General features: G+C 59.7%; 27 protein-coding genes and 1 pseudogene. 14 read left to right on the top strand and 14 right to left on the bottom strand.

Annotated features, from left to right (window positions below):
- Window positions 1-43: 43 nt before the first annotated feature.
- Window positions 44-606, top strand: a pseudogene (locus ACUTQY_RS12620) (toprim domain-containing protein); the annotation flags it as partial.
- Window positions 607-1,447: 841 nt separating this feature from the next.
- Window positions 1,448-1,666, top strand: coding sequence for a TM2 domain-containing protein (locus ACUTQY_RS12615; protein WP_033641985.1), 219 nt, complete (start codon window positions 1,448-1,450; stop codon window positions 1,664-1,666).
- Between the two features lie 50 nt (window positions 1,667-1,716).
- Here ACUTQY_RS12615 and ACUTQY_RS12610 read toward each other — a convergent pair whose 3' ends face one another.
- Complete coding sequence (locus tag ACUTQY_RS12610) at window positions 1,717-2,250, bottom strand: hypothetical protein (protein WP_046688312.1); 534 nt, start codon at window positions 2,248-2,250, stop codon at window positions 1,717-1,719.
- 500 nt (window positions 2,251-2,750) lie between these two features.
- Here ACUTQY_RS12610 and ACUTQY_RS12605 point away from each other — a divergent pair, with 500 nt between their 5' ends.
- Window positions 2,751-3,848 carry a hypothetical protein gene (locus ACUTQY_RS12605; RefSeq protein ID WP_128868776.1) on the top strand — a complete coding sequence of 366 codons (1,098 nt, stop codon included), beginning with the start codon at window positions 2,751-2,753 and terminating at the stop codon, window positions 3,846-3,848.
- 3 nt (window positions 3,849-3,851) lie between these two features.
- Here the strand turns inward: ACUTQY_RS12605 and ACUTQY_RS12600 are convergent, their stop codons facing one another.
- From ACUTQY_RS12600 to ACUTQY_RS12575, 6 genes are all read right to left on the bottom strand, one after another.
- On the bottom strand, window positions 3,852-4,556 hold the full coding sequence (locus tag ACUTQY_RS12600; protein ID WP_046688314.1) for a hypothetical protein: 705 nt from the start codon (window positions 4,554-4,556) through the stop codon (window positions 3,852-3,854).
- A 16-nt stretch (window positions 4,557-4,572) separates the two neighbouring features.
- Window positions 4,573-5,748, bottom strand: a complete 1,176-nt coding sequence (locus ACUTQY_RS12595; protein WP_128868777.1) for a hypothetical protein — start codon at window positions 5,746-5,748, stop codon at window positions 4,573-4,575.
- On the bottom strand, window positions 5,745-7,031 hold the full coding sequence (locus ACUTQY_RS12590) for a hypothetical protein (RefSeq protein ID WP_046688316.1): 1,287 nt from the start codon (window positions 7,029-7,031) through the stop codon (window positions 5,745-5,747). Before ACUTQY_RS12590 ends, ACUTQY_RS12595 begins: the two co-directional genes overlap by 4 nt.
- Before the next feature lie 53 nt (window positions 7,032-7,084).
- The gene (cybB, locus tag ACUTQY_RS12585) at window positions 7,085-7,609 is read right to left on the bottom strand and encodes a cytochrome b561 (protein ID WP_079451037.1); all 525 of its coding nucleotides are present in this window, start codon (window positions 7,607-7,609) and stop codon (window positions 7,085-7,087) included.
- Window positions 7,610-7,878: 269 nt separating this feature from the next.
- Window positions 7,879-9,480, bottom strand: a complete 1,602-nt coding sequence (locus tag ACUTQY_RS12580; protein WP_033641991.1) for an ABC transporter substrate-binding protein — start codon at window positions 9,478-9,480, stop codon at window positions 7,879-7,881.
- Window positions 9,481-9,608: 128 nt separating this feature from the next.
- Window positions 9,609-9,989, bottom strand: a complete 381-nt coding sequence (locus tag ACUTQY_RS12575; RefSeq protein ID WP_046688317.1) for a winged helix-turn-helix transcriptional regulator — start codon at window positions 9,987-9,989, stop codon at window positions 9,609-9,611.
- Window positions 9,990-10,073: 84 nt separating this feature from the next.
- Here ACUTQY_RS12575 and ACUTQY_RS12570 point away from each other — a divergent pair, with 84 nt between their 5' ends.
- On the top strand, window positions 10,074-10,841 hold the full coding sequence (locus ACUTQY_RS12570) for an NAD(P)H-dependent oxidoreductase (protein ID WP_046688318.1): 768 nt from the start codon (window positions 10,074-10,076) through the stop codon (window positions 10,839-10,841).
- On the opposite strand, the gene ACUTQY_RS12565 is transcribed toward ACUTQY_RS12570, so the two are convergent.
- The gene (locus ACUTQY_RS12565; protein ID WP_046688319.1) at window positions 10,838-11,086 is read right to left on the bottom strand and encodes a hypothetical protein; all 249 of its coding nucleotides are present in this window, start codon (window positions 11,084-11,086) and stop codon (window positions 10,838-10,840) included. The genes ACUTQY_RS12570 and ACUTQY_RS12565 overlap by 4 nt on opposite strands.
- Before the next feature lie 192 nt (window positions 11,087-11,278).
- On the opposite strand from ACUTQY_RS12565, the gene ACUTQY_RS12560 reads away from it, so the two are divergent.
- From ACUTQY_RS12560 to feaR, 3 genes are all read left to right on the top strand, one after another.
- Complete coding sequence (locus ACUTQY_RS12560) at window positions 11,279-11,683, top strand: Exc2 family lipoprotein (protein ID WP_046688320.1); 405 nt, start codon at window positions 11,279-11,281, stop codon at window positions 11,681-11,683.
- A 233-nt stretch (window positions 11,684-11,916) separates the two neighbouring features.
- On the top strand, window positions 11,917-12,558 hold the full coding sequence (locus ACUTQY_RS12555) for a DsbA family protein (protein ID WP_046688321.1): 642 nt from the start codon (window positions 11,917-11,919) through the stop codon (window positions 12,556-12,558).
- 138 nt (window positions 12,559-12,696) lie between these two features.
- Window positions 12,697-13,596: a transcriptional regulator FeaR gene (gene feaR, locus ACUTQY_RS12550; protein WP_046688588.1), complete on the top strand. Its 900-nt coding sequence runs from the start codon at window positions 12,697-12,699 to the stop codon at window positions 13,594-13,596.
- A 33-nt stretch (window positions 13,597-13,629) separates the two neighbouring features.
- Here the strand turns inward: feaR and ACUTQY_RS12545 are convergent, their stop codons facing one another.
- Window positions 13,630-15,129 (bottom strand): aldehyde dehydrogenase family protein, encoded by a 1,500-nt coding sequence (locus ACUTQY_RS12545; RefSeq protein ID WP_042783752.1) that lies wholly within the window; start codon window positions 15,127-15,129, stop codon window positions 13,630-13,632.
- A 159-nt stretch (window positions 15,130-15,288) separates the two neighbouring features.
- Complete coding sequence (gene leuE, locus ACUTQY_RS12540) at window positions 15,289-15,927, bottom strand: leucine efflux protein LeuE (RefSeq protein WP_004940625.1); 639 nt, start codon at window positions 15,925-15,927, stop codon at window positions 15,289-15,291.
- A gap of 237 nt (window positions 15,928-16,164) precedes the next feature.
- On the opposite strand from leuE, the gene ada reads away from it, so the two are divergent.
- Both ada and ACUTQY_RS12530 read left to right on the top strand, forming a co-directional pair.
- The gene (ada, locus tag ACUTQY_RS12535) at window positions 16,165-17,220 is read left to right on the top strand and encodes a bifunctional DNA-binding transcriptional regulator/O6-methylguanine-DNA methyltransferase Ada (RefSeq protein WP_046688322.1); all 1,056 of its coding nucleotides are present in this window, start codon (window positions 16,165-16,167) and stop codon (window positions 17,218-17,220) included.
- Window positions 17,217-17,930, top strand: coding sequence for a 2OG-Fe(II) oxygenase (locus ACUTQY_RS12530; protein ID WP_046688323.1), 714 nt, complete (start codon window positions 17,217-17,219; stop codon window positions 17,928-17,930). The genes ada and ACUTQY_RS12530 overlap by 4 nt, the downstream gene beginning before the upstream one ends.
- On the opposite strand, the gene tehB is transcribed toward ACUTQY_RS12530, so the two are convergent.
- A complete protein-coding gene (tehB, locus tag ACUTQY_RS12525; protein ID WP_046688324.1) occupies window positions 17,925-18,788 on the bottom strand; it encodes an SAM-dependent methyltransferase TehB in 864 nt (287 codons plus the stop codon). The genes ACUTQY_RS12530 and tehB overlap by 6 nt on opposite strands.
- Window positions 18,789-18,966: 178 nt before the next feature.
- Here tehB and ACUTQY_RS12520 point away from each other — a divergent pair, with 178 nt between their 5' ends.
- Window positions 18,967-20,070 (top strand): DUF1615 domain-containing protein, encoded by a 1,104-nt coding sequence (locus ACUTQY_RS12520; protein ID WP_042783757.1) that lies wholly within the window; start codon window positions 18,967-18,969, stop codon window positions 20,068-20,070.
- A gap of 52 nt (window positions 20,071-20,122) precedes the next feature.
- Here ACUTQY_RS12520 and ACUTQY_RS12515 read toward each other — a convergent pair whose 3' ends face one another.
- Window positions 20,123-21,802 carry an alpha-keto acid decarboxylase family protein gene (locus ACUTQY_RS12515; RefSeq protein ID WP_033642005.1) on the bottom strand — a complete coding sequence of 560 codons (1,680 nt, stop codon included), beginning with the start codon at window positions 21,800-21,802 and terminating at the stop codon, window positions 20,123-20,125.
- Between the two features lie 671 nt (window positions 21,803-22,473).
- Between ACUTQY_RS12515 and ACUTQY_RS12510 the strand changes: the two genes are divergently transcribed.
- The 4 genes from ACUTQY_RS12510 to ACUTQY_RS12495 all read left to right on the top strand — a co-directional run bounded on the left by ACUTQY_RS12510 (window position 22,474) and on the right by ACUTQY_RS12495 (window position 24,630).
- Window positions 22,474-22,953, top strand: a complete 480-nt coding sequence (locus ACUTQY_RS12510) for a universal stress protein (RefSeq protein ID WP_046688325.1) — start codon at window positions 22,474-22,476, stop codon at window positions 22,951-22,953.
- Window positions 22,954-23,109: 156 nt separating this feature from the next.
- The gene (pagP, locus tag ACUTQY_RS12505; RefSeq protein WP_033642007.1) at window positions 23,110-23,700 is read left to right on the top strand and encodes a lipid IV(A) palmitoyltransferase PagP; all 591 of its coding nucleotides are present in this window, start codon (window positions 23,110-23,112) and stop codon (window positions 23,698-23,700) included.
- Between the two features lie 126 nt (window positions 23,701-23,826).
- Window positions 23,827-24,315: a DUF2501 domain-containing protein gene (locus ACUTQY_RS12500; RefSeq protein WP_033651046.1), complete on the top strand. Its 489-nt coding sequence runs from the start codon at window positions 23,827-23,829 to the stop codon at window positions 24,313-24,315.
- A gap of 51 nt (window positions 24,316-24,366) precedes the next feature.
- A complete protein-coding gene (locus ACUTQY_RS12495; protein ID WP_019454261.1) occupies window positions 24,367-24,630 on the top strand; it encodes a putative hemolysin in 264 nt (87 codons plus the stop codon).
- A 36-nt stretch (window positions 24,631-24,666) separates the two neighbouring features.
- Here ACUTQY_RS12495 and ACUTQY_RS12490 read toward each other — a convergent pair whose 3' ends face one another.
- Window positions 24,667-25,284, bottom strand: coding sequence for a hypothetical protein (locus ACUTQY_RS12490; RefSeq protein ID WP_046688326.1), 618 nt, complete (start codon window positions 25,282-25,284; stop codon window positions 24,667-24,669).
- 106 nt (window positions 25,285-25,390) lie between these two features.
- A complete protein-coding gene (locus ACUTQY_RS12485) occupies window positions 25,391-26,080 on the bottom strand; it encodes a hypothetical protein (RefSeq protein WP_033651048.1) in 690 nt (229 codons plus the stop codon).
- Window positions 26,081-26,099 lie beyond the last annotated feature (19 nt).

Raw genomic sequence — 26,099 nt, 5'->3', positions numbered from 1 at the left:
GTACCGAAGCTGTCTAAAAATCAATCCTGATATACATCTCACCAAAAAGGCACAGGCTCTGGTCGCCACTGCTCAGTCTCAGACCGGCAATACCTACCTGAGCGCCAAGGGCTGGCCGGAGGTGGAACCCTGACCTTGTACGGCCAGCCACTGCGCGTTGGTGGTCTCACCTTCCAGCCCGGCGACCTCTTGTTACCGTAGCATAACGCCGTGGGCGAGGTGGTCAACGTGCAGCTGATTAACGCCAGCGGCGACATGCGCATGCCTGCGGGCGGGCAGGTGAAAGCCGCCTGCCATACCCTGAACGGCCCAGACAACGCGGTTATCTGGCTCACCGAAGGCTACGCCACCGGCCTCACCGTGCACTGCCTTACCGGTGAGACGGTCTGCGTGGCACTGAGCGCCGACTACCTGGAGGCCGTGGCGCAGCAACTGCGCAGCCACTATCCGGACGCACGGCTGCTGCTGGCGGCTGATAATGATCGGAACGGTACCGGGTAGACTCGCGCCGTCGAGGCGGCCACACTCACCGGCGGCACTCCGGCGTTGCCGCCTACAGAGGGCGACTGGAACGACGTTTATGGCCGGAAAGGGGTTATCAGCACGTGATGAACCTGACTGCGTTCGGCTAGGCGGTGCCGCAGACGCTGAAAGAGTATGAGCATACGCTGCTGAAATGCCGCACCAAATAGGGAACCTGATATTGAGTGAGGAATGTGAGGTGGACTGGCTGCCGAAGTGCGGCGCGCTGTGACGATAAGTGAGTTGATCGGCCGAGACGATCAATGGGCCATTATTGATCTGCCAAACCCATTGGACGCTCAATCACTACGCCGCCTATAGTTGCAGTGAATAATGAACAGCAACACCAGGGCATTCTATCGGCCGCTGAACGGCCAATATCATAACGACAAGCGCTCCCCAAACCGGCTCAGGCCGGTTTTTTTGTGCCTACAATTCGGACTGTTCACCCTGTAGGTGAACAGGGATGTACACCAAGAAGGTAGCTATGTGTCAATCAACTAATTGAAATTAAAGGGTAAATAAAAAAGGTGTATAGGGTGAACAGTTTTCCTGTAAATCTTTTTTATATTATGAGCGGTGGGTGGGTGCTAATTGCTTATAATTTATTCGATTTGTTGTGCACTATTTTATTATGTGTAGATTCATGTATAAAGATATGATGTTTTTAATTAATTGCCCTTTAAAACAGTGTGTTATGTTTTTTATTTTACTCCTATTATCGGCACCATCTCCTCTCCATACTCCCTCTGCTTACCCTTTCTCCGGTTAAACAACCGTTTAATTAATCACTGTTATAATTACCCCTGTTGAGCCTTGATGGATGAATGTTTTCCTCCTCAAGCATTGCGATGCGGCGCTCTGTGGAGCGGCATCCGTTTTTAGGCATGCCGGTGGTTCGGTGAGAAGTTAGGAGAAGTGAACTATGAGCAGAAAAGACAAGCTCGCGGCGGCCCTGTTGGCCATCTTCCTGGGCGGACTGGGCATTCACAAGTTTTACTTAGGGATGAAGTGGTGGGGGCTGTTCTACCTGCTGTTCTGCTGGACGGGGATCCCATCGATTGTCGGCTTTATCGAAGGCATTATTTATCTGTTCCAATCGGAAGAGAAATTCAACCAGAAATACAATCCTGGTCTGATTTAAGGCTTTTCTGACGGCGCTTCCTGTTGCGGGAAGCGCCGTTTTTCATTCCGTTACTGTTTCTTCATCATCATCTTGCCGCGCATCTCTTTGCTCATCATTTTATTCGAGCTGGAGATCACACAGTTATATTGCTTGCCTTGGTTAATGATCATAAAGGTGCTGACCGGATTTTTAAAATCCTTGTCGATGGTGAAATAAATATAGGCCTGCGGTAGTGCAGCCGGTTTAAAGGCGCCGAAAGCATAGATATCCGCCAGGCCCAGCGCAGAGAGATCGACCGTCAGCTCCATGGGTTTCATGGAATCCGGTGATGGGAACATCGACTTGGCCGACATCATCATGGTGCTGCTGTTGATGGTGTAATCGGTTTTGACCTTCATGCCCATATATTTCGATTCCGGCATGGAAAGTTCTTTTTGGCAGGCGGCGTCGTGCTGCGGCGCCGGGCTGCCGTTTTCCATCACGGCGTGCACGTGTTCCAGCATCACTTCCGCGTTGCCGGTGGTAGGTTGTGCATCGGCCGCGTAAGCCGCGCCGCTGAAGGCGGCTACAGAGGTAAGGATAATGCCCGTAACGATTTTCATTGTCGGTCTCCGGAATGCTAATAATGATATTAATTGCGGTGTGTAGCCTATTGGCCTGATAAAACGCAAAGTGACCCGTTCCGTAGAGATAAAATATCTGCGGAATATTGCTGGAAAAGAGTTTTTCTTCCTTGCGGCAAGCAAGGCTGTGTTAATTTTTTAAGCGCCTTTCTGATTTTTTATTCGGTGTTTTTCCTGCATATAAATAGTATGTCTAAACATAGTCAATGTTTAGAATATGTACAAATTATTGCGATTTTTTTCTCTTTACGCTTTCTGTTTTTTAATCGAGCAATAAATATTTATTGAGATACAGAGAGTTATGTTTTTACGCTGGGACCACTCGGTAAAGCGTTATTTATGTGATCTTCATAGTCACAGAAATAACGCTGAAATTATTACCTTTCTATTTAACGGCTAATTATTCATGGCATAGGCTTCAACCCCACTAACCGCCTGAGCTAGAATCAGGCGGTTTTCTCTTCGAAAAGGATATCGCCATGGCCGCCTGGGCGCTTTTGATCGTCGGTTGGTTATTGATTTGGCAGGATCACCCGGTTTGGGGTGTGCTGTGCATCGCGCTGTTTGCCGCGCTGCAATGGGCGAAGCGCGCCGCTAAAAGCGGGCAAGAACCCGAAGAAGCGGCAGAGTGGCGCAAGACCGACTGGCGTTCGCAGCCGATTGAGATGGCGCACGCCGGCGACAGCGACCGGCAGATTGGCGGCGTGGGGGAACTGGGCATGGGCGGCCCCAGCTTTTGGACGCTGCTGCTGCGCGACGGGGCGATTGTGCATGGCGCTTGCGCCGCGCCGCAGGACGTGGACGATGGCAAGCTGCGCCTGATACCGACCCGCAGCCGCGAGGGAGAGGAGCTGACGGTCTACGAGCCCGCCGCCCGGGCGATGTATGCGCTGCCTGCGTTGACCGATCGCGAGCTGGGAGCCTTGGCCGCCGGTTCCGTTGAGGCGTTGGCGCGGCTGCGGGCGACGTGTCGGCAGGTGGAAGCCACGCCGTTGCACCTTGTGCGCGGTCTGTGGGTGCCGCAGTGGGTAGCGGATCCGGCGGATCGGCTGGAGATCACGTTGCCCAGCGGCCGCGTGCTGGCGGCGCGCTCGATGTTGCCGGCGGATCTGCGCCAGGCGGACGATCCTGCCGCGCTGCTGCACACGCCGCCTTATGAACTGTTGTTGGATAACAGGCCGACCGATCGCTTCGTGCGCGATCTCGAACGCGTGGCGGGATCCCCGTCGGGTGACGGTTTGAGCGTCGGCGGCTGCCAGTTCCGCGGCGAGCATATCGTCGATGGCCTATACCATCTCTACTTCGCCGGCGAGTGGTTCAGCCTGCTCTCTTATGCGCATAAACCGGCGGGCGGGCGCGGTTCGGACACCACCTTTTTCGTCGAGCGGGTCGAGCCGCAAGACGGCGGGGTGTTTGTGATTGAATGGGATGCCTACAGCGTGGGGCCAGGCGGGCGTGAGCCGCGCGTGCCGGCCCCGCCGGTATTGGTTATCGCGGTAAGTTGGCAGGAAACGCCGCTGCAGTTGCCAACGGCCAACAACCGCGTGACCGTGCGTTTGCCCAACGCCACGGCGTAAGGCTTAAGGCAGCACCCTGACTTCGCCGTTGTGCATGGTCAGCACCGCGATCGGGCTGCCGGAGAAGCACTCCCTAAAGATCCAGTCGCTGGGCCGAAACGCCGCCGCAGGCAGCCCGGCCTGCCACTCCTCCCACTGCGGGGTCGGCTTATCCGGCGGTAAAGAGAAAGAGACCAGCCAACCGGCTTCGCAGTGCACCGTTTGGCCGGTTGGACGGGTGAAGGTATGCGCACCTGCCAGCTCCATCACCGGCGGTAAAACCTCGAAGGCGATGATCGGCACGCCGGCCACGCTCTGCGGCTGAGGAAAGCGCACGGCGGTCACGCCGTTCATCGTGATGGGGCTGTCTTCGGTGCCGGGCTGGCGCGGCTCCTGCCGGTTTACCCAGCTGCCTTTCGGCAGGGTGATTTCACCGAACGGTTTTGCCGCCTCGAGCGTCAGGTAACTGCGCCGATTCCAGCGTTCTTCCGCCCGCTGGCTCTTGAGATCCTGAAGGGCAATGTCGATCAGCATCAGCGCGAACGCCACCGGGTAGATCGCCAGCGCCGAGGCCAACAGATAGCCGCCCCAGGAAAGCGGCGGGCGCGGGCGGCCGCAGCGGGCGGCAGCGTATCGCCAGCCCCACCAGGCGAGCAGGATGCCGGCGAGCAGCAGGGCCAATAACAGCGCCAGCAGGCCGGCGGCGCCGGCGCCATAACCTAACAGCATGGCAAGTTCCTTATGTTCATGGCGTGGTGGAGCGATAGCGAACGAAGTAGGGCAGCGCCGGGGTCTCCCCGTCATCGCCATAGTGGCTTTCCGGTTCGATCACGGTTTGGCGTGCGTCGTCGCGCCCGTTGTAGCGGTACTCCAACGGCTGTCGGTAGCGCACTTCGGATGAACGCAGATCGAAAATCAGCGAAAGGCGCGCATCGCCGTTATCCGTTTGGGCGACCAGCTTGTCGTTGCCCGCCCACAGCTGATACAGCGATTTATCGCCGTTTTCCAACAGCACCGCCAACTGCCCGTCGGATTGATAACGCAGAAGCTGATACAGTCCTCTGTCCAGCGTTTGGGCGATCAGGTAGATGCCGCCGTCCGGAGATTGCGCGCTTTCCTTGACGCGCACCGTTAGCCAATGCAGTTCGGCCACCTCGCCGGTTTTGCCGTTAACGGCAATGTGCAAGGCGCCGGAACCGAGCACCGGGTTCATCCAAAACAGCACGCGATCGCCATCAACGGCGGTAAAGATCTCGGGCATGGATTTGCGCTTACCGGAGGCGTAAGCCGTCGGTGACTCCTCCTCGCCGCGCTCAAAGCCCAGCAGCTGTCGCTCATCCAACAGCGCCGGCAGATCCAGCGTCTGCCGCCAATGGGCGCCAAAGTCCGGGCTGTAGAATACGCCTTCGGTGCTGATGAAATACAGCGCGCGCTTTCCCGACAGCGCCACCAGTTTGCCGCCGATAAAGGAAGGCAGATTGTCGTCGCCCTCCGACCAGGGGATCAGCGCCCCGATGGTGCCCCGTTGCACATCGACCAGCCGGCGCCCTTTGGACAGAAAAAGCATGCACTCCTGCTCGACGCAAACCGCATCGTAGATTGATTCGTCGAGTTGCCCCAGCATCTGCAACCCCTTCGGGCCGGTGAATAACACCTGGCTGAGGTAGTTGGCCGCCCAGCCGTAGAAGCTGTTGTAGGCGCTGGTCTCACTTCTTTTACTGATGAGCAGCAGAGCGCCGTTCTGCGCCGGGTAGCTGTGGATGAGATCGTAACGGGCTATTGTCGGCAACGTCTCGTCGCTCTGGGTCCATTGCCACTGCGCATAGCGTTGTTCAGGGGCGAGGAAATAGACGCCCACCGCGCTGGCCAAAAACAGCGTCAGGATAATAAGGGGTCTTTTATAAAGCGCTAGCGTCATCATTTCAGCTCCGTCACCTGTTCCTGCCGCCATAGCCTGCGGCGCAGATTGCGCAGGTATTTGAACGTCTTAAACGTGCGGTGCTGCTCAAAAGCGTAGAGGCGGCAGATCTGGGCGAAGCCCTCGATCAGCAGCGCCAGGCCGCTGACCATCAGCATCATCAGCAGCAGAATCGGCGGCAACTCACTGCCGAGGCGCTTCAGGGTCCAGGCATCCAGGTAAAAGCCCGCTGGGGTATCGGCGTTATCCCACACGATCAGACCGAGCATCAAACACATCATGATCGCGCCCAGGATGAAAACGACACGCGCGCTCAGGTTAAGGCCGGCTTCGGTGAAGTAGCGATTGCCGCCGATGAGATAGGTCTGGCGGTCGCGATGATTGATGATCCCACGCACCGTAGGCAACTCGGGGACGGTGTCGTTCTCGCAGTACAACACCTGCAGCGGATCGCCCTTAGCGATGAAAAGCGGATGCTGCCGACGAAATACCGGATGCAGTTTGGTCGTAGGGACGTTGAGCGCGCGGGTCGTCACCGCGAAGTGCGTCTCGTTCTGACGCCACGCGTAAGTGTCAAAATACTGCACCTGCCGCGGGATCTCATAGTGGCGAAGTTCGTAGCTCAGGGCGTTGACCGTCTCGATGCCGGAGGCCTCGACGCCGTCAGGAAGGGGAAGTGCGGTCTGCAGCGGTGCGGTCGTCGGCACGGCGTCTTTGCGGACGGCCCGGTATCTGATGCCGGGGATTTTCAGGCTGAGCGAATCGGGCGGCGTGACGTCTTGCCCCAGCAGCACGCGATCCAGCGCCCTGAGCAGGCGCCTGCGGCCGCGATGCCCGATCAGCAAGAGCTCTGAACCGACGAACAGCACCATGCCGATGCCGATGAGGCCGGCGATGATGGCGATAAAGAACAGGACAATGGTCAGCCAGGAATCTTCCCGGTCCATGATGAAAAAGGCGGCCGGGAAGCCACCGGCCAACGCGGCGCCCAGCACCAGCAGGGCGAAGTATTTCAGCTTGTATTTCAGCGTTCTGTCGGGTTCCAGCCGGCCTTTCGTGCCGTGCAGCAGCCAGTGCAGCCAGTAGCTGCCGTCACGCAGGCGGTGAGCGCCGATCTTCACCCGATCGCCGGCGGCGAGCCTGGCCAGCAGATTTTCGCTGTCGCTGAAGTCGTCACGGTAAAAAAAGAATGTCTGGCCGGAGGCGATGATCCTCACCAGGTTGTCGGGCGCCGTCTGCTGGCAGGCGCATTGTTCGACGGTCACATTAAAAAATTGGGTTTGCATATCATTCCCTGTCAGCGGGCGTGGCCCGAAAATTCTTCCCTGGCGCCGGCTGGTCAGCGCTTTTTCATCAGCGGCAGCATGCGCACCAGCGCATTGTCCTTGACGATATAGTGGTGGAACAGCGCGGCGGTGGCATGCAGGCCGATCAGCCAGTAGCCGAATGACGCCAGCGTTTTGTGCCAGCCGATAATCGTCCGCGCCTGCGGCCGATCGGCCACGTCGGCGAACGGCATCGGCAGGCCGAACAGAAACCACTCCTTGCCGCCCAGATAGCGCGAATACACCCCCAGCACCGGCAGCGTCAGCAGCAGCAGGTAAATCAGGGTGTGCGTCAGGTGCGCCAGGCCGGTTTGCCACTTCGGCGGTTTGGGCGCGATGGCGGGCGAGGGGCGGCGCCAGCGCAGGAACAGGCGGGCGATCATCAGCGCAAACACCGTTACGCCGCAGCTGAAGTGGGTGACAACCAGCACGTACCAGGGGGCGCTGCCCGGTTCGGCAAAGCCCCGCAGCTCGATGGTGACGCAGGTGATGACCAGCAGGATCGCCACCAGCCAGTGCAGGCGAATTTGCCACGGCATATAGGTGTTCTGCACCGGGTTACCTTTTGATGTTAAAGGGTCTGTGCGCCGATGGTAACGAAATGTTACATCGGAGGAAAGCGCGTGCGCGCAATTTAGGCAAAACGCCAGGCTCAACTCACTTATTAATCGATTGGTTTAGTGGGTTATGCGCCAGGCGGTAGAGGGGCATCGTAAGTTGTGAAGCTAATGGACGACAGTTTCAGAGGCTGGCAGCTTATTAAGTGATGAAGCGGGTTGCGCCGCAGCCCTCGCTGCGGCGCCTGGGATCAGTTCAATTTGGCCTTGGCGAAATCGCTGCCGTTCACGTCCACCACGTAGCCGCTCAGGTTGCTGCGGGTGGCGTAGAACACTTTGCCGGTGGCCAGCGGTAGCCACGGCGCCTGTTTGGCGAAGATCACCTGCGCCTGTTGGTACAGCTTGGCGCGCGCTTGCGGCTGGTTCTCCTGGATCGCCTGCTGGATCAGCCGGTCGTAATCCTTATCGCACCAGCGCGCCACGTTGGCGCCGCTCTGCACCCCGGCGCAGCCGAGCAGGGTGGCGAAGTTGTCCGGATCGCCGTTGTCCGATACCCAGCCGTACAGCGCGCTCTGCTGCTCGCCTTTGCGCAGCCCGGCCAGATACTGGCCCCACTCCCAGGTGACGATCTTGGCCTTCACGCCCACCTTCGCCCAGTCGCTCTGGATCATTTCGGCGATGCGCTTCGAGTTCGGGTTGTAAGGGCGTTGTACCGGCATCGACCAGATGTCGGTCTCAAAACCCTGCTCCAGCCCGGCCTGCTTCAGCAGCTCGCGCGCCTTCTGCGGATCGTAGGCGTATTCCGGCAGTTTGTCGTTGTAGCCCAGCATGCCCGGCGGCAGCAGCGAATTGGCCGGTGTGCCGCTGTCTTTGAACACCGCGGCGACGATCGCTTTCTTGTCTACCGCGTAGCTCAGCGCCTGACGCACCAGCAGGTTGTCGAACGGTTTTTTCTGGGTGTTGAACGCCAGATAGCCGACGTTCAGCCCGGTAATGTCGTGCAACTGCAGGTTGCCGTCGGCCTTGATGGCGGCGAACTGTTCCGGCAGCGGCGCGGGGATGATCTGGCATTCGTTGGTTTTCAGCTTGGCCAGCCGGGTCTGCGGATCCGGCGTGATGGAGAAGATGAGGTGCTTGCTGGCCACTTCGCCCTGCCAGTAGTGCGGGTTGGCGATGTAGCGGATCAGCGAATCCTGCTTGTACTGCTGCAGCGCAAACGGCCCGGTGCCGATCGGCCAGTTGTCGACGTATTCCGGCGTGCCCTTTTTCAGCATCGCGTCGGCGTACTCGGCGGACAGGATCGAGGCGAAATCCATCGCCCAGTCGGCGACGAACGCGGCGTTGGGCTGGCTCAGCGTGAAGCGCACGTGGTGTTCGTCCACCGCTTCCACCTTGGTGATCAGCTTATCCAGACCCATGTCGGTGAAGTATTCATAGTTGCCGCCGGAGACCTTGTGATACGGGTTGGCCGGATCCTTCTGCCGCATCACGGTGAACACCACGTCTTCGGCGTTGAAGTCGCGCGTTGGGGTGAAGTATTTGTTGCTGTTGAATTTTACCCCCTGGCGCAGGGTAAAGGTGTAGGTCTTGCCGTCCGGGCTGACGCTCCACTCGGTGGCCAGCGACGGGGCGGGCGTTTTATCGCTTTCGCGCAGCGTCACCAAGCGGTTGTACAGCACCTGCGAGGTGGCGATAAAGGTCGGCCCGGAGCTGGAGAGCTGCGGGTTGAACGATTCCGGCGAGGCAACGGTACAGTACACCAGCGCATCGGAAGCGGCCAGCGCGCCGCCCGCCGACAGCAGGCCGCAGCCAGCCAGCACCAGCGCGGCGATTGGGTGTTTTAAAAACGTCAAGGCAAGATCCTCAGGTGGAGTGGGCCGTTACCGGCGAATTGAATTAACTATAGATAACGGATGGCGAGACCGGGAACAAGCGTCTCACCTGCGCATTCTGTGCGCCGCGCGTTGCTTGCCAAACCGCTTTACTCGCTCTCGCGCTTGCGGTCGGCATCATAGCGCTCGCGGGCGGCGTCCAGCTCGGGGAAATGGTATTCCGCCCAGCGGTCCAGCGCCGTCAGCGTCTCGACCAGCGAGCAGGCGACGGCGCTGAGCCGATATTCCACATGCGCCTGATTTTTTTCACTTAAATCCAGCCGCTCGAGCAGCCCGTTGCGTTCCAACTGGCGCAGCGTTTGCGTCAGCACCTTCTGCGAAATGCCGTCGATGCGGCGCAGCAGTTCGCCGTTGCGCATTGGCCGCTGCGCCAGCGCAGGCAGGATCAACATCACCCACTTGCCGGAAATCAGCGCCAGCGCATCGCGCGCGGAGCACTTGCTCGAATAGACGTCGCCGGGATAAGCCATTGGGGGTTACCTTCAGGTGCGTAATTGCCAAGGGTGCGATAAAGCCACAGCATAGCAGCACCACCTTACAACGGGAGAAACAGGATGAACGTGCTGATTGTGCTGGCTCACCCCGAGCCGCATTCCTTCAATGCCCATTTGGCCGAACAGGCGCGGCAGGCCTGCCTGGCGCAGGGGCATCAGGTGAAGACGGTCGATTTGTATCAGGAGGGATTTGATCCGCGCGAGAGCGCCGGCCATTACCCCAGCAGAAAGCAGGCGGACAGATTTGATGCGATGCAGGAGCAGCGCCATCACTGGACGACTCAGGCGCTGCCGGCGGAGATCCGGCGGCATATCGGGCTGCTGCACTGGGCGGATACGCTGGTGTTGCAGTTTCCTTTCTGGTGGTTCGGCGCGCCGGCCATCATCAAAGGCTGGATGGATCGGGTGTTCGTTTACGGCGGGATCTACGACAGCCGCCACCGCCATGAGAACGGCGTAATGCGCGGCAAACGGGCACTGCTGACCGTCACCGCCGGCGCTTCCGCACAGGCCTGCGCGCCGAACGGGCGTGACGGCGATATGCGGCTGATGCTGTGGCCCATCATGCATGCGTTGCACTATATTGGCTTTAGCGTGCTGGAGCCGTTCCTGGTCTATGGCGTGCGCGGCGGGTTGGCGGGCGAGGCTCTGCAGGCGCAAAATGCCGCGTTGGCGAAGGTGACGCAGGCGTACCGGGACGGTTTGAAGGCGTTTTCCGCCTGGCCGGTGGTGCCGTTCAACCGCAATGAAGATTTTGACGCCGATCTGGCGCTGAAGCCCGGCGCGCCGGTGTACAGTCCGTTCGTGCGGCATTGCGATCCGGATTAGAATCCGGCCTTCAGCAGTTCCTCGCGCAAATCGTCGATAATCGCCGGTTCGATGTCGGGGAACTGCTGCTGAATATCGGCGATGGCTTCGGCCACGTTCGGGCCGGCGAAGGTGCCGGAGAAGGGCAGCAGCGGCAGGTTCGCGTCGCTGTCCGGCAGTTCGCCGCGGATGGTGCCGGTGATCATGCCCGCTTTTTTTTCCGCCGTGAGGTCGTACTCCCCCACGCTTTTGTCGATCGTTTTCATTGGCCGCCTCGCTGTCGGTGAGTGTTTACCCTGTCTGTTAAAGCATAGTGTTTCAGGCAATGAATACCAATAAATGTATATAATATTAATATAAAACAAGGTGATGCGCGTTTTGTCGTTTGACGTTCGCCGGGGGGCGGCGTTATGCTCGTGGCGCTAAAGGGACCTTCCTCACTGACAGGGACAGACGACATGAAAAGACTGAAAAGCGCGGCGCTGTTGTTGCCGCTGTTGGCGCTCAGCGCCTGCACCCATCACCTCAGCAGCGCCGAGCAGCATGCCAAGCACTACATTTATCAAACGCGCGACGACTTCGATCCGCAATTCCGCACCGATGTGAACGGCAGCATTAAAAACGCCGTGCCGATGTTCGAACAGTTCTACCAATGGGGGAAAAAGGATCGCGTGGCGGGCGTGGCGCGCAGCGAGGCGCAGAAAAAGGCCGATTATCTGGCCAGCGCGGAGTTCCAGCAGAACATGGAACACAAAACCATTTTCATCAACCGTGCCTACAGCAGCGCCGACAATCCTAAACGCCGTCAGGTGCTCTCGCAGGAAGCGGTAGGCGCCTACTGGGACGGTTACGAAGGGCGCTGAACATAACCCCTCACAAATATACCCGTCATACTTGAAGCTGCATCAGTGTTGACTGCGAGCGCTCACCCCAGTCACTTACTTGAGTAAGCTCCTGGGGACTCCCGCTCTTGCCGCCGTGATGCAACTCCAATTATTTAGGGTATAGAAGGTAATAAAAACTGGTCTTCTGGCGGTTATTTGATTATAAAAACCGCCGCTAAGGACGATGTTCATAGATGAAACCAGGAGTGTTTATGTTGGCAAAAGTTAAGCGTTCGTTCGCCGCCGCCGTCGTATTGATGTTGGCGCTGCCTGCGGTTCAGGCCGCGGATTACCGTGCGGGCGAGCAATACACCCGGCTGGATAAGCCGGTGGCCGCCGCGCCGGCGGTGGTGGAGTTTTTCTCCTTCTACTGCGGCCCTTGCTATCAGTTCGCCGAAACCTACCGCGTAGGCAGCACCGTGGCGCAGGCGCTGCCCGCCGGTGAGAAAGTCACCAAATATCACGTCAGCCTGATGGGTAAACTGGGCAATGAGCTGACCGAAGCCTGGGCGGTGGCGACGGTGCTGGGCGTGGAAGACAAGATTGAAGGGGCGATGTTCGACGCGGTGCAGAAACAACGCGCCGTCAACGGCGCCGACGATATTCAGCGGGTGTTTACGGCGGCCGGCATCGATGCCGCCACCTATGAAAACGCGCGCCACAGCCTGCTGGTCAAAGGATTGATCGCCAAGCAGAACGAAGCGGTGAAAGCGTTCGACGTGCGCGGTACCCCGTCGTTCTACGTGGCGGGCAAATACAAGATAGACAATGCCGGCATGGCCAGCACCAGCGTTGAAGGCTACGCCAAAGAGTACGCGGCGGTGGTGCGCCATCTGTTGGATACGCAGCCTTAAGGCGATTCCCCTCCGGCGCCCGATGATCTGTGATCGCGGCGCCAAATCCCCCGCTCGCCATTGATTGTGTGTTAACGGATTGTTATGGTGATTTTCTGTTCAACGGCGCAGCGCCGCCGGCGTTTGAAGGGAGAGATCATGACGGCATTGGCAACGCTCCGCGACGCCGGCTTCGAAGAGTGGCTGGGCAAAATCAACACCGCCTGCGGCAGGTTCTGCGCGAAAACGCTGGGGCCGGGTTTCAGCGGGGCGATGCAGGAGTTCCGCGCCCATGCGCTGCGTCTGAGCGTGGTCGACGTGGCCCAGGCCCGGCTGTATCGCACGCCGCGTGAAATCGCCCGCAGCGACGGCGCGCACTTTTTTACCGTCTTCCAGCTGCGCGGCAGCGCGTTGATGGAGCAGGGCGATCGCCAAACGGTGCTCTCTCCCGGCGACATGACGCTGATCGACGCCTCACGGCCCAGCAGCTTCACCTTCCAGCGCGATTCGCGCCAAATCTCTCTGCTGTTGCCGCGCGGCTGCCTGCCGGTGCCGCCGCCTTGCGCCCAGCGTCTCGGGGCCGAGCTCAGCGCGGTGCGCCTCAGCCGCCAGCTGGTGCTGAGCAGTATGCAGGATCCTCAGCTCGCCGCGGCGGAAAGCGAGGCGGTGCTGAATGCGCTGGCGGCGCTGTTGCGTCCGGCGCTGGCGCTCGAACAGGCGCGCCCGGAGGGGCAGCAACCGGTCTTCGACAAGGCGCTGGCGCTGATCGACAGGCATATACAGTCGGCGCAGCTGCGTCCTGAGTGGGTGGCGGCCGAGTTGGGGGTGTCATTACGCAGCCTGTATCGGGTGTTCGCCCGTCAGGGGCTGGTGGTGGCGCAGTACATCAGGAACCGCAGGCTGGATCTGTGCGCGCAGGCGCTGCGCAGCGCCGCCGGGCAGGAAAAGCTGGCCGGCATTGGCCTTGACTGGGGCTTCGCCGATCACAGCCATTTCTCGACCGCTTTCAAGCAGCGTTTCGGCATGTCGCCGAGCGAGTACCGTCGGCAGTATCAATAAGTCAGGGCGCGGGCCAGGCCCGCGCCGCTGCACTCAATAGCGGATGCAGACCGATTTCGACTCGGTGTAGGCATCCAGCCAATCCGGGCCGAAATCACGGCCGCTGCCCGACTGTTTGAACCCGCCGAACGGCATGTTCGGGTCGATCAACGTATGGGTGTTGACCCACACGGTGCCGGCCTGAATGCGCGGCGTAAACGCCATCGCCTTTTGCAAGCTGGTGGTCCACAGGCTGGCGGTCAGCCCGAAGTCGGTGTCGTTGGCTTTGCTCAGCGCCTCTTCGGCGCTCGCCACCCGGATCAGGTTGACCACCGGGCCGAACACTTCCTCGCGCGTCAGGTTCAGCCGGTCATCCGGGTTGATCACCAGCGTCGGCGGAATGTAGAAGCCGTTGGCGTCCGGGCCGGCCGCGCCGCCGATAAGCTCGGCGTTTTTCGCCCGGGCGTCGTCCAGGTAGGCCGCCACCTTGTTGCGGTGCGCGAGCGACACCAGTGGGTTGATTTGCGCCCCGGTATCCATCCCCGGCCCGACCGATAGCGATTTCACCGCCTGTTCGAATCCGGCCACCAACCGATCGTAAATCGGCGCTTCGATATAAATTCGCGAGCTTGCGGCACACACCTGACCCTGGTTGAGGAAGCTGCCGAGCATCAGGCCTTCGATCACCTGCTGCGGATCGGCATCTTGCAGCACGATGGCCGGGTTTTTACCGCCCAGCTCCAGCGTCACGCGGGTCAGGCGATCCGCCGCCGCGCGCGCGATGCTTTTGCCCACCGGCGTGGAGCCGGTAAAGCTGACTTTGGCGATCAGCGGATGTTCGGTCAGTGCCTTGCCGCACACGGTGCCGCGGCCGGTGACCACGTTGAACACGCCCGGCGGTACGCCGGCTTCGCTCGCCAGTTCGGCGATGCGCAGCAGGGTGAGCGGGGTGGTTTCCGACGGCTTGATGACGATGGAGCAGCCCGCCGCCAGCGCCGGCATGACTTTCCACATGCCGATCATCAGCGGGAAGTTCCAGGGCACGATGCCGGCGACCACGCCGATCGGCTCTTTGCGGGTATAAACCTGATATTTGGCGCCCGGCGGCATCGGAATGGACACGTCCAGCGTCTGACCGGTGATTTTGGTCGCCAGCCCGGCGGTGTAACGCATCCAGTTCAGGGTACTGCCGACTTCGAAAGCGCGGGCGATGTTGATGGATTTACCCTGCTCCAGGGTTTCGAGCTGCGCCAGCTCTTCGGCGTGCTGCTCCACCAAATCGGCGAAGCGCAGCAGGATGCGTTCGCGCTCGACCGGCAGACGCTGCGCCCAGACGCCTTCGCTGAAGGCTTTGTGGGCGGACTCCACCGCCTGCGCCACGTCGTGTTCGTTGGCGTCGGCGGTGGTGGCGATTTGCTGCCCATTGGCGGGGTTATACACCGCCAGGCGGCCTTCCGCAGCGGACGCGCGCCACTGGCCGTCGATATACAGCCCATGCTGACGATCGAGAAAACGCGACACGCTATCCAGCACGGCTACGGTATTGTCAGACATACATCCTCCGATCAGGCTCATCAGGTTATCGTTAACCCTGAGAGTCTAGATCAGCGGTAAAGCGGCGGCTTTGCTCTGCCTGACATTCGATTTGTCCTGCGTGTCATTTTGCCGTGACGGAACAGTAAACCGCGGCCGGCGGGCGCCGGCCGGGAAGGATTACGAACTCAGGGTTGCCAGACGGGTGGCGAAACCGAGGAACAGCAGGCCGATCAGGCCATTGCCGAGCTTCGCTAGGCCTTTCTTGTGGTTGAAGAAATGCGCCAGCATCGCGCCGGAGAAGATCAGCGTGCTCATGTAGATAAAGCTGACGGCTTCGAGGATCAGCGCCAGAATGGTGAACGACAGCCCGGTGTGCGCGTAGTTGAAATCGATGAACTGCACGAAGAACGACACGTAAAACAGAATAGCTTTCGGGTTGGTCAGGCTCAGCGTCAGCGATTTGCGCAGAATGCTGTGGCCACCTTCAATTTGCTGCTGTTGCGCCTGCGCCTTCTGCACGAAGGTGGCGTAGAGGATTTTTGCGCCAAGGAACAGCAGGTAAATCGCGCCGAGAAAACGCACCAGGGTAAACAGGAACGGCGTGGTGCGGATCAGCGAAGCCACGCCGATATAGGCGCAAAAGATCAGGATCGCATCGCCGATAAACACGCCCAGCGCCGCGGTATAGCCGGCGCGCACGCCGCGCGATATGCCGGTTTTCAGCACGTACAGCGTATTCGGCCCCGGCAGAATGATGATGAAGACCACCCCGGCCAAATAGGTCCATAAATTCAGGACGCCAAAACTCTCTAACACAATAACCTCTCCATGCGCGCAACTAACAGGCAAAAACACTGGCCACGCCCGTGGCCGGCCGCGATCCTAACGCTGTGCAACCGGGTTGGCAACGTAATAAACTTCATGTTGTTGGTTAAAAATTATCGAAACATTGTTGAAAACGTCGGCGCCGAATTAAAAAGCAAGAGTCGGCGTGTTTCGCCAACGCCCCATCACTATGCTGGTTAACATCGAAACCGCAGTGAGGAACGGATGATGAAAAACGTAATCGACAGCGCCGATCCGCGCTGGCTGGCGATCGTCAGCCGCGACAAGCATGCCGACGGCCGCTTTATCTACGCGGTGAAAACCACCGGCGTGTATTGCTCGCCTTCTTGCCCGTCACGCCAGCCGAATCGGCAAAACGTGGAGCTGTTCGACGATGCCGAACAGGCGGAAGCGGCGGGTTATCGGCCCTGCAAACGCTGCCGACAGGGGCTGACCCCGTTGACGGAGCAGCATGCGCGGCAGATAGCCGAGGCCTGCCGCTATATCGAACGGGCGGAGAAAGCGCCGTCGCTGCAGACGCTGGCGCGCCACGTTGGGCTGAGCCAGTACCATTTCCACCGGCTGTTCAAAGCGATCACCGGCCTGACGCCGAAAGGCTACGCCGACGCGCAGCGCAGCCGACGCTTGCGCGCCGGTCTTACGGAGCAGGAGACGGTGACCGACGCGATTTTCGACGCCGGCTATGGCGCCAACGGCCGCTTCTACCAACAAGCCAGCGCCGCGCTGGGCATGACGCCGAAGGCCTACCGGGCCGGCGGCAAAGGCATGCGCATCCATTTCGCCGTCGGGCGCTGTTCGCTGGGCGAGATCCTGGCGGCGCAGAGCGAGGTGGGCATCTGCGCCATTCTGCTGGGGGACGATGCGCAGCAACTGGTGCAGGATCTGCAGGACACATTTCCCCATGCCGAGCTGATCGGCGGCGACGCGCAGTATGAAGCGCTGATGGCGCAGGTGGTGGGCCTGATTGAAGCGCCGGAGAACGGCTTGGCGCTGCCGCTGGATATTCGCGGCACCGCGTTTCAACAGCGGGTCTGGCAGGCGCTGCAGGCGATACCGGTCGGCGAAACCGTCAGCTATGCCGATATCGCCCGGCGCCTCGGCGCGCCCAAAGCGGTACGCGCGGTGGCCGGCGCCTGCGCCGCCAACGTGCTGGCGGTGGCGATCCCCTGTCACCGGGTGGTGCGCAACGACGGCGCCTTGTCCGGCTATCGCTGGGGCGTCGAGCGCAAGAAAGCCTTGCTGGAAAAAGAGGCGCAGCGATGAGCGGCGCGCTGGCGGCGCGGCTGGCCGAATTGGACTGGGCGGCAATTGAACGTGAACTCGATGCGCAGGGCTGCGCGCGGCTGCCCGGCGTGTTCAGCCATGACCTGTGCCGCGAGCTGGCGGCGCTCTACCCGCAGGATGCGCACTTCCGCAGCCGCATCGTGATGGCGAAGCACGGTTTTGGCCGCGGCGAATACCGCTATTTCGCCTATCCGTTGCCGCCGCCGGTGGCCGAAGCGCGCGGCCTGATGTATGCGCGGCTGGCGCCGGTGGCCAACCGCTGGAACGCCTTATTGGGCCTGACGGCGCGCTATCCCGCCGAACATGAGGTTTACCTGGCCGAATGCCACCGGGCCGGCCAACGGCGACCGACGCCGCTGCTGTTGCGTTACGAAACGGGGGATTACAACTGCCTGCATCAGGATCTGTGCGGCGAGCGGGTATTTCCGCTGCAGGTGGCGTTTTTGCTCTCCGCCCCCGAACGGGATTTCACCGGCGGCGAATTCGTGCTGACCGAACAGCGGCCGCGGATGCAGAGCCGGCCGGAGGTGGTGCCGCTGCAGCAGGGCGATGCAGTAGTGTTCGCCGTGCATCACCGGCCGGTAGCGGGAGTGAAAGGCTACTATCGGGTCAATCTGCGCCACGGCGTCAGCCGGATACGCACCGGCCAACGCCACACGCTGGGGGTAATCTTTCACGACGCGCTATAGCTTGCGCGCCAGCAGGGTGGCGAAGCGCAGCGAGATGCGGTTGCCGGCGGCGTCGGTTTTGTGCAGTTGGCCGACGTCTTCGTTGTATTTGAGGATCTCCCAGTCGCGATAATAATGCTTCAGCTCACCCGGGCTGAAGGTGAACGGGAACGGCAGCGGGCAGGGATAATCCTCGGTATCCATCGCCGCCACGATCAGGTTATGGCCGCCGCGCACGGTGCTGTCCTGCATGTCTTGCACGATATGCGGGATCTGTTGCCGCTCGAGGAACATCAAGACCACGGTGGACAGGATAAAGTCGTAGTCGCCGCTGAAGCGGTGGGTGTTGAGATCCTGCACCCTGGCGCTCAGGCGGGTTAATTGCTCGGCGTCGACGATCTGATTGAGGCGGGCTATCGACGGCGCATGCTTGTCCCAGGCGGTGACATCGAAACCTTTCAGATTGAGATAGAGCGAATTGCGCCCGCCGCCGCAGCCCAGATCCAGCGCCTTGCCCGGCGCGATGCGCGCCGCCGCCTCAACCACTTCGGAGTGAGTGCGCGTCAGTTCGTATTTCTTGTGGTAGTAATCTTCCGGCGTGCAGTAAAACGCCAGCCGGCAGGTCATGTCGTCCGAAAAGGAAACGATGCGATGCCACTGTTGGGGGGCGATAAACGGCGGCTGGCTTTCAGGGCTAAACTGCCAGGTCTCGGTGGTGGCGCCGTCTTCGGTCATCATGGCGAACGTCAGGCTGCCGCTCAGCACGGTGAGCTTCGCCCAGGTGCCGCTCTGGGTGTTGTGGCGCTGACGAAAGGCTTCCGGCAGCGTTTCGCTGTTCCATTCCGGCAGGGTTTTATAGCAAAGCAACTGCTGCTCCATAGGGGGCTCCTCTGGCTGGGCAAGCAAAGTGATTTATATGATGTATATAAAATACATCTTTATCGATCGTTTGAACATAGCAGCCTGAAGGAAAGGCGCGGGGAGATCTTTATACTGGATTGTGCGCGGCGGCTGGGCTAATTTCAGTGCTGTTCATGTCATCACGTTCAGGGAAAAGATGCCGATACGCCGTTTATGCCACCCGAAGCCCCTCCGTTTGCTGAGCCTGGCCGCGCTGCTGGCGCTGGCGGGCTGTACCAGCAAAACCACCACCACCTCGCCGGCGGCGCGCCCCGCCGACGTCAAAGCGCGACTGATGACGCTGATCCCGGCCAATGCCGGCGATCGTCAGGGTTGGGCCACCGATATCACCGCCGCGTTTGCCGCGCAGGGCATCGAGCCGAGCGATGAGAACCTGTGCTCGGTGCTGGCGGTGACCGAACAAGAGTCGACGTTCCAGGCTAACCCGCAGGTGCCGGGGCTGCCGAAGATCGCCTGGAAAGAGATCGACCGCCGCGCCGATCAGATGCACATCCCGAACTTTTTGGTGCATACCGCGTTGAAGATCTCGTCGTCGAACGGCCAGAGCTACAGCGAGCGCCTGGATAAGGTGCGCACCGAAAAGGATCTGAGCGATATCTTCGATGACATGATCGACCGCGTACCGATGGGGCAGAAGCTGTTCGGTCATTTGAACCCGGTTCATACCGGCGGCCCGATGCAGGTGAGCGTCGCCTTCGCCGAGGCGCATGCCAAAGGGTATCCTTATCCGGTTGACGGTTCGATTCGGCGCGAAGTCTTCAGCCGACGTGGCGGCATGTACTTCGGCATTATGCATTTGCTGGGGTACCCGGCCGACTATAGCCGGCCAATTTACCGTTTTGCCGACTTCAACGCCGGCTGGTATGCCAGCCGCAACGCGGCGTTCCAAAACGCGGTCAGCCGGGCGAGCGCCATTCCGCTGGCGCTGGACGGCGATCTGATCGACTTTGGCAGCGACAAGCCCGGCTCCACCGAGCTGGCGGTGCGCACGCTCGGCAAGCGCCTGAACATGAGCGACAGCGCCATTCGCCGGGCGCTGGAGAAAGGCGACACGGCCGGCTTTGCCGATACCGACCTGTATAAGAAGGTCTATGCGCTGGCGGGCGGCAAGCTGCCGCGCGAGATGCTGCCGGGCATCCAACTGGAAAGCCCGAAAATCACCCGTAAGTTGACTACCGCCTGGTTCGCCAAGCGGGTGGATGAACGCCGCCAGCGCTGCATGGCGCGCGCCGGCGGTTAACCCTAAAGAAAACGCCGCCGGTGGCCTGAGTCACCGGCGGCGCGATCGCGCATCAGGCGCTGCGGCGCGGGTTGGTCAGGCCGAAGTTAAAGCTGTTGCAACGGTTGCAGAACTCTTTCATCACCGGCGGCGTGTCCATCATCGGCACTTTCACCTCGATAAACGCCAGCCTATCCTGCCGCGAGGCGTGTTCCAGGGCCATTTCCAGCTGTTGCGTGGTTTCCACCGCCACGCTGAACGGCTGCGATCGAGTATTCAGCACCGCCGGCAGTTTGGCGTAGTCCCACGGGCTGATGTCGTTGTAGGACGAGCTTTCGCCGAGGATATAGCGTTCGATGGTGTAGCCGTCGTTATTGATCAGGAAGATGATCGGCTTTTGCTCGCAGCGCAGCAGGGTGGACACTTCCTGCGCGGTCAACTGGAAAGAGCCGTCGCCGATGAACAGCAGGTGGCGGCGTTCAGGGGCCGCCATCAGAGTGCCGAGCAGCGCCGGCAGGGTATAGCCGATTGAGCCCCAAATCGGTTGGTTGACCACCTTGACGCCGTCCGGCATGCGCATGCCGCCGATGGCCGCGCCGGAGGTGCCGTTTTCCACCACCACCACGTCATCCGCCCGGATGAAGCGTTGGATGCGCCGCCACAGATAGGCCTGGTCGATAGGCGCGTCGCTCGGCGTCGCCAGCTTCTCATGTGGGCTGGCCAACGGCGCCAGGGGCTGCGCCGGCGCGTCTTCGCTCAGATCCAACAGCGCCTGCAGCAGATCCGCCGTCGACACCGCCGGGTAGGAGGTGTTGTCCAGCTTCATTGAGAACGGTTGGATGTCCACCTGAGCGGCGGCGGGAATGTGCTGGGAGAAATAGCCGGTGGTGGAATCCACCAAACGCACGCCGAAGCTCAGCACGCAGTCCGAGTGGGCCATGTGTTCATACAGTTCGGGGCGCGACAGATTGCCGCTGTAGCCGCCCATCCAACCGGCGGTGTTTTCCGGGATAATGCATTTGGCGGTGGGCATATTGGTCAGCGGAATGGCGAAGCGGTGAGCGACCGCGATGACCAACTGCTGCAACTGGTAGCGATCCACCATTTGATCGACCAACATGATTGGGCGCTGGGCGCGTTTGATTTTGGTTAACAGCGCCATCGCCGCTAATTGCACATTGTATTTATCGCTGGCCGGTAATTGCGGTGCCGTCGCCGCCGCGGCGATTTCAATTTCCACATCGCAAATATCCGACGGCAGCTGTAAATACACCGGTTTCTTCTCTATCCAGGCGCGGGAAATAACGCGTGGGATTTCTTGTGCGGCATTTTCCGGTGTAATCAAGGCTTGCGCAACGGTGAATTGTTTAAAGCAGTTCATGACGTTGTCGAAATTGCCATCGCCCAGGGTATGGTGCAAGAGCTGGTGATTTTTCATCGCATGCAGCGGCGGCGTGCCGGCGATGCAGATAACCGGCGAAGATTCGGCATAGGCCCCGGCGATGCCGGACAGCGCGGCCAGATCGCCGACGCCGTAGGTGACGATCAGCGCGCCGGCGCCTTTCATGCGGGCGTAACCGTCGGCGGCGTAGGAGGCGTTCAATTCATTGCAGTTGCCGACAAACGCCAGCCGCTCGTCGTTTTCCAGCAGCTCCAGCAGGCTGAGGTTATAGTCGCCGGGCACGCCGTAAATACGATCGACGTTCAGGGCGTGAAGCTGTTGCAGAATGAATGACCCGATAGTTATTTTCATTGATTGCTCCGAATTATTTATCTTTATTTTGTCAGGCGAAAATCAGCAAAAATAAATTGCTGGCGATGTTGTGTCGTTAGCATTAACAGTTATTTAAAGTGTCGGCTTGTTCAAGACAGACGTGGCAGCCGTTGAATAGGCGGTTTGTATTCGGCGCTTTACGCGATTGAATAATGTATAAATAGTGTGGTTATTATGCAGGTGGACAGTGCGGTATTTTTCCCTGGCGGTATATCGACAGAAAAATGGCGGCGTATTGGCATTTATCATGATGCAGGGCGAAGCATCCGGTACTTTTGAGGTCGCGTTAAATCCCATCGGGTGGCGTAACGCTCTTTTGCTGGTAAAGAAAGGCAGAAGCCGGCGCAAAGAGGCATTTTGGTGATCCGCCGCACGCTTATTTCATGAAACCATCGCGCAACCAATCAAAAACAAAAAATTAACAATGTCGCTTTTTTATTCGCGTCGTGTTGTCAGTTTTACTTTACGGGGCTGCAATGCGCGCCGCCTCGGGCCGGCGTAAACAAGCGTCGTTACGAGCGCTAATATAACGTGGCGACCATCACATTCCTTGGGGCCGATACGTAAACTTTTCTCTACGTGCGCCTGGATGGCGTATACCTACCAAAGGGCCTGCGTCCCAGCGGGGCTCGTCTGAGGGGGAAATAGCCATGAAAAGCTATCGACGTGTGCTGGTGCTGATCCACGACGAGCGTGATGGGTTGCCGTTGCTGCGCCAAACGGCGGCGATGGTGCATGGGCTGCCTGTCGCCATCACCGTCGGCCACCTGAACGCCGACTATGCCGAGCTGGAGTACGGCAGCGATGCGTTAATCAAGGATCGCCAGGCGCAGGAGGTGATCGCCGCCAAGGCGATGCTGAGCCGGCTGGTGCGCGCCGTCGATGCGCCGGTGGCGGTGAAGCAGATCGTTACCATTCGCCGCTTTAAGGACGTGAGCGATTTTATTCACCAGGCCGGCATCGATTTGGTGGTGGTCGGGCACCAAAACCGCCTGTTCGGCCTTTATTCCTCGTATTCTCTGGCGTTCGTGAACCGCCTCGATGTCGATGTGTTGGTCAAGCACCTGGCCCGCGAGTGGCGAACGACAAAGCGGACTTTTCCCACGGTTTTGCCGTCCGAAAGGCGCTAACATGCAGATGTCGGTGCAACCCGTTATAAACCAATGCGAATTTTCCGATGCTAAGTTTAACCAAGGCGAAACGGGCGTTGGATAAATTGGATACAGCTTGATCTTGCCTGGGCTATAGGTAAAAATCTTCGGCCGTATTTTTACAGGAGCTTTACCATGTTTCTCAAACGGACTCTGTTGGCATGTTCTCTGGCGTTGATATTTCCTGCACTGCCTTCTTACGCTGAGGTTAGTACAGAAAGTGGCAATACCGCGCAGGCCGAAAAACCGGGTCTATGGCAGCGCTTTACCCATAACGTGTCGGAGACCTGGAACAATTCGCCGAACCACGATCTCTATATTCCGGCCATCACCTGGCATAACCGTTGGACTTACGATGACGAACATATCGATAAGTACAACGAGCGCCCGTGGGGCGCCGGTTACGGCATCTCCCGCTACGACAGCGACGGTGACTGGCACGGCATCTACATCATGGCGTTCAAGGACTCCTTCAACAAGTGGGAGCCGATCGGCGGCTACGCCTACGAGAAGATCTGGCGTCCGTTGGATGACAAGGATTTCCGCCTGGGGCTGGGTTTCACCGCCAGCGTCACCGCGCGCGATAACTGGAAATATATTCCTATCCCGGCGCCGCTGCCGCTGGCTTCTATCGGCTATCAGCGGCTGACGTTCCAGGCGACCTACATTCCCGGCACCTATAACAACGGCAACGTGTTCTTCGCCTGGCTGCGCTGGCAGTTCTAAACTTCCTGAATTCCGAAAAACGGCGCGGCGGCGAGATAAAAGGAACTTGTCGCCGCAGGCGGCGTCGGAGAGGTATCCCGGCGCGCTGCGCCGATTGCATGCCGTTCTTACAGGAGTTTTATCACTATGATCACCAAACATCGTTTACTGCTGGCTTTGGCGCTGTCCGCGACCCTGGCCAGCGGCGCCACCCAGGCCGCCGGTCTGATGGATTCTCTCAACAGCGCGGCGGGCGAACTGAGCAAGTCTGGCGGCGAAAGCGGCGGCGGCATGTCGCTCTCCTCGTTGACCGGCCTGCTGAACGGCGGCGACAAGGCGTTAAGCTCCAGCAGCATGACCAACGCCGCCGGCATCCTGCAGTACTGTGTGAAAAACAACGTGCTGTCGGCTAACGGCGCCGAAGGAGTGAAAGATCAGTTGCTCAGCAAACTGGGCATCACCAGCACTGAAAACGCCAAGAGCCAGGATTATCAGCAGGGCCTGGGTGGCTTGCTGCAGACCGGTGAAGGCAAGAGCCTGGATCTCAACAGCCTGGGCACCTCGCAGATCACCGAGAAGGTGAAACAAAAAGCCTGCGATCTGGTGCTGAAACAGGGCAAATCCTTTATTTCATGATCAACCCACGGCGGAGCGTTCCGCCGTGGGTATTTTGCATAAGCTGGAAAAATGAAAAAAACGTTGATGCTTTCCCTGCTGGCAGGGATGACGATGTTGCAGGGGTGTTCCGTGAAATCCAACGATGCGCCGCCACCGCCGCAGGTGAAACCGATCGGCATGGCGAACCCGGCCGACGTGTATTGCACCAAAATCGGCGGTAAGCTGAACGCCAAAGAAAACGCGGCGGGCCAGTATTCGACCTGTACGCTGCCGAATGGGCAGGAAATTGAAAGTTGGGAGCTGTTCCGCCGCGATCATCCGGTGAAAAAGTAACCTTTTGCGGCGCCGGTGACTCTGCCCGGCGCCCGATCAGAATTGCCGATCGCCTATCGGCTGCAGCTGCAGGCTGCCGTCCTTTTGCAGCGATAACGGTATGCGCCAATCGCTCCGTTTATCCAGGTTGAACGGCCTGGAGCGGAACATGCAGCCGGTCTTGATGTTCTTGATTTTCATCACGTGTTCCGCATCCGCATTCATTTTAACCTCGAAGCTGCCGGCGGCCGGAATAAAGACTTCCGCCAGCTGCTGCGGCGCGGCGGGCGTTTCCATTTTGACCAACACCGCGAAATCGTTGCCTTGATTGTCCAGCGTCAGCCGATGCAGGCCGGTTGCGGGCAGGCCGGTCGGCTGATGCAGATAGCCGGCTGACGCGGGCCAGGGTTGCCCGGCATTATCGTGCAGCGGCCCGCCGCATTGCTCACGTGCTTCGCGCTGCGGCATTTCGCGCTTGATGGCGCGGTTGTAATCGGTGGGGGCGGCGAGGCTGAATTCGTCGTCATACTGGTGGGTGAGCAGATAGCGCTTGACGCCGAGCACCCCGAGGGCGACCAGCATGAAGAACAGAAATACCCTCAGGCGATTTTTAAAAATCAGCCCAAACAGCTTCCCGGGTAATTGAAACAGCCACCTTGCGATCGTCAATAACATCGTTTTCCCTTTACGCCCAAGCCGTTACGTCTGCGGTAACTTCGCTTGCCTCAGTATAGCCAAAGCGTTGCCGCCGGGCGGCATGCGCCATGAAATTCCTGTTTTTTTATCCTAAACCTTCTTCCAACAGCAACAGCAGCAGGAAGCCGGCAAAGAACATCGCGGCGGCGAACGGGGTTTCCTTTCCGCCTTCATGCGCTTCGACCAGCAGCTCTTCGGTCACCAGGTAGAGCAGGGCGATCAGGCCAAAGGCCAGAAAGGCGGTCAGCCAAAATGCGCCCAGCATGGCCACCGGCGCCCCCAGCAGGCCGCCGATGGGCAACAGCAGCGCCAGGCCAACTATCGCCGCCATGACGCGCAGCCGCCTGCCGAGAAAGTCTTGCAAATCGCCGACGATCGACAATCCCAGGAACAGCACTTCCAGCGTTAACGCCAGCGTCAACAGCAGGCCGGCTTTGGCGCCGGCCGCGAAGGCAATGCCCAGCACCAGCCCATCGATAAAGATATCGACGCCGACCGCGGCGATAAAACCGACCGGCCCCTGCGCTTTTTCGCCCAGCCGCCGAACCAGCAACATTAACAGCACCCCCACAGCGCCGCCCAGCAACACCGCCAAAGGCGACTGCTGTTTGAGATCGGGCAAGATTTCGGTGGCGGCGGCGGCGAACACGATGCCGGCGGTAAAGTGATGGATGACGCGCATCGCGGCGTCGCCGGGGCGGCGATAGAGCGCCACCGCTGCGCCGACGACGGTGGCTGCGGCGGGAAACAGCGTATAAAGCACGGCGGAGGTCATCGCGTCATAATCCCTTATC

It is taken from the genome of Serratia sp. TSA_130.1, assembly GCF_052691795.1.
The sequence above is the reverse complement of the archived record's forward strand: the minus strand, read 5'-3'. Positions and strand labels throughout refer to the sequence as shown.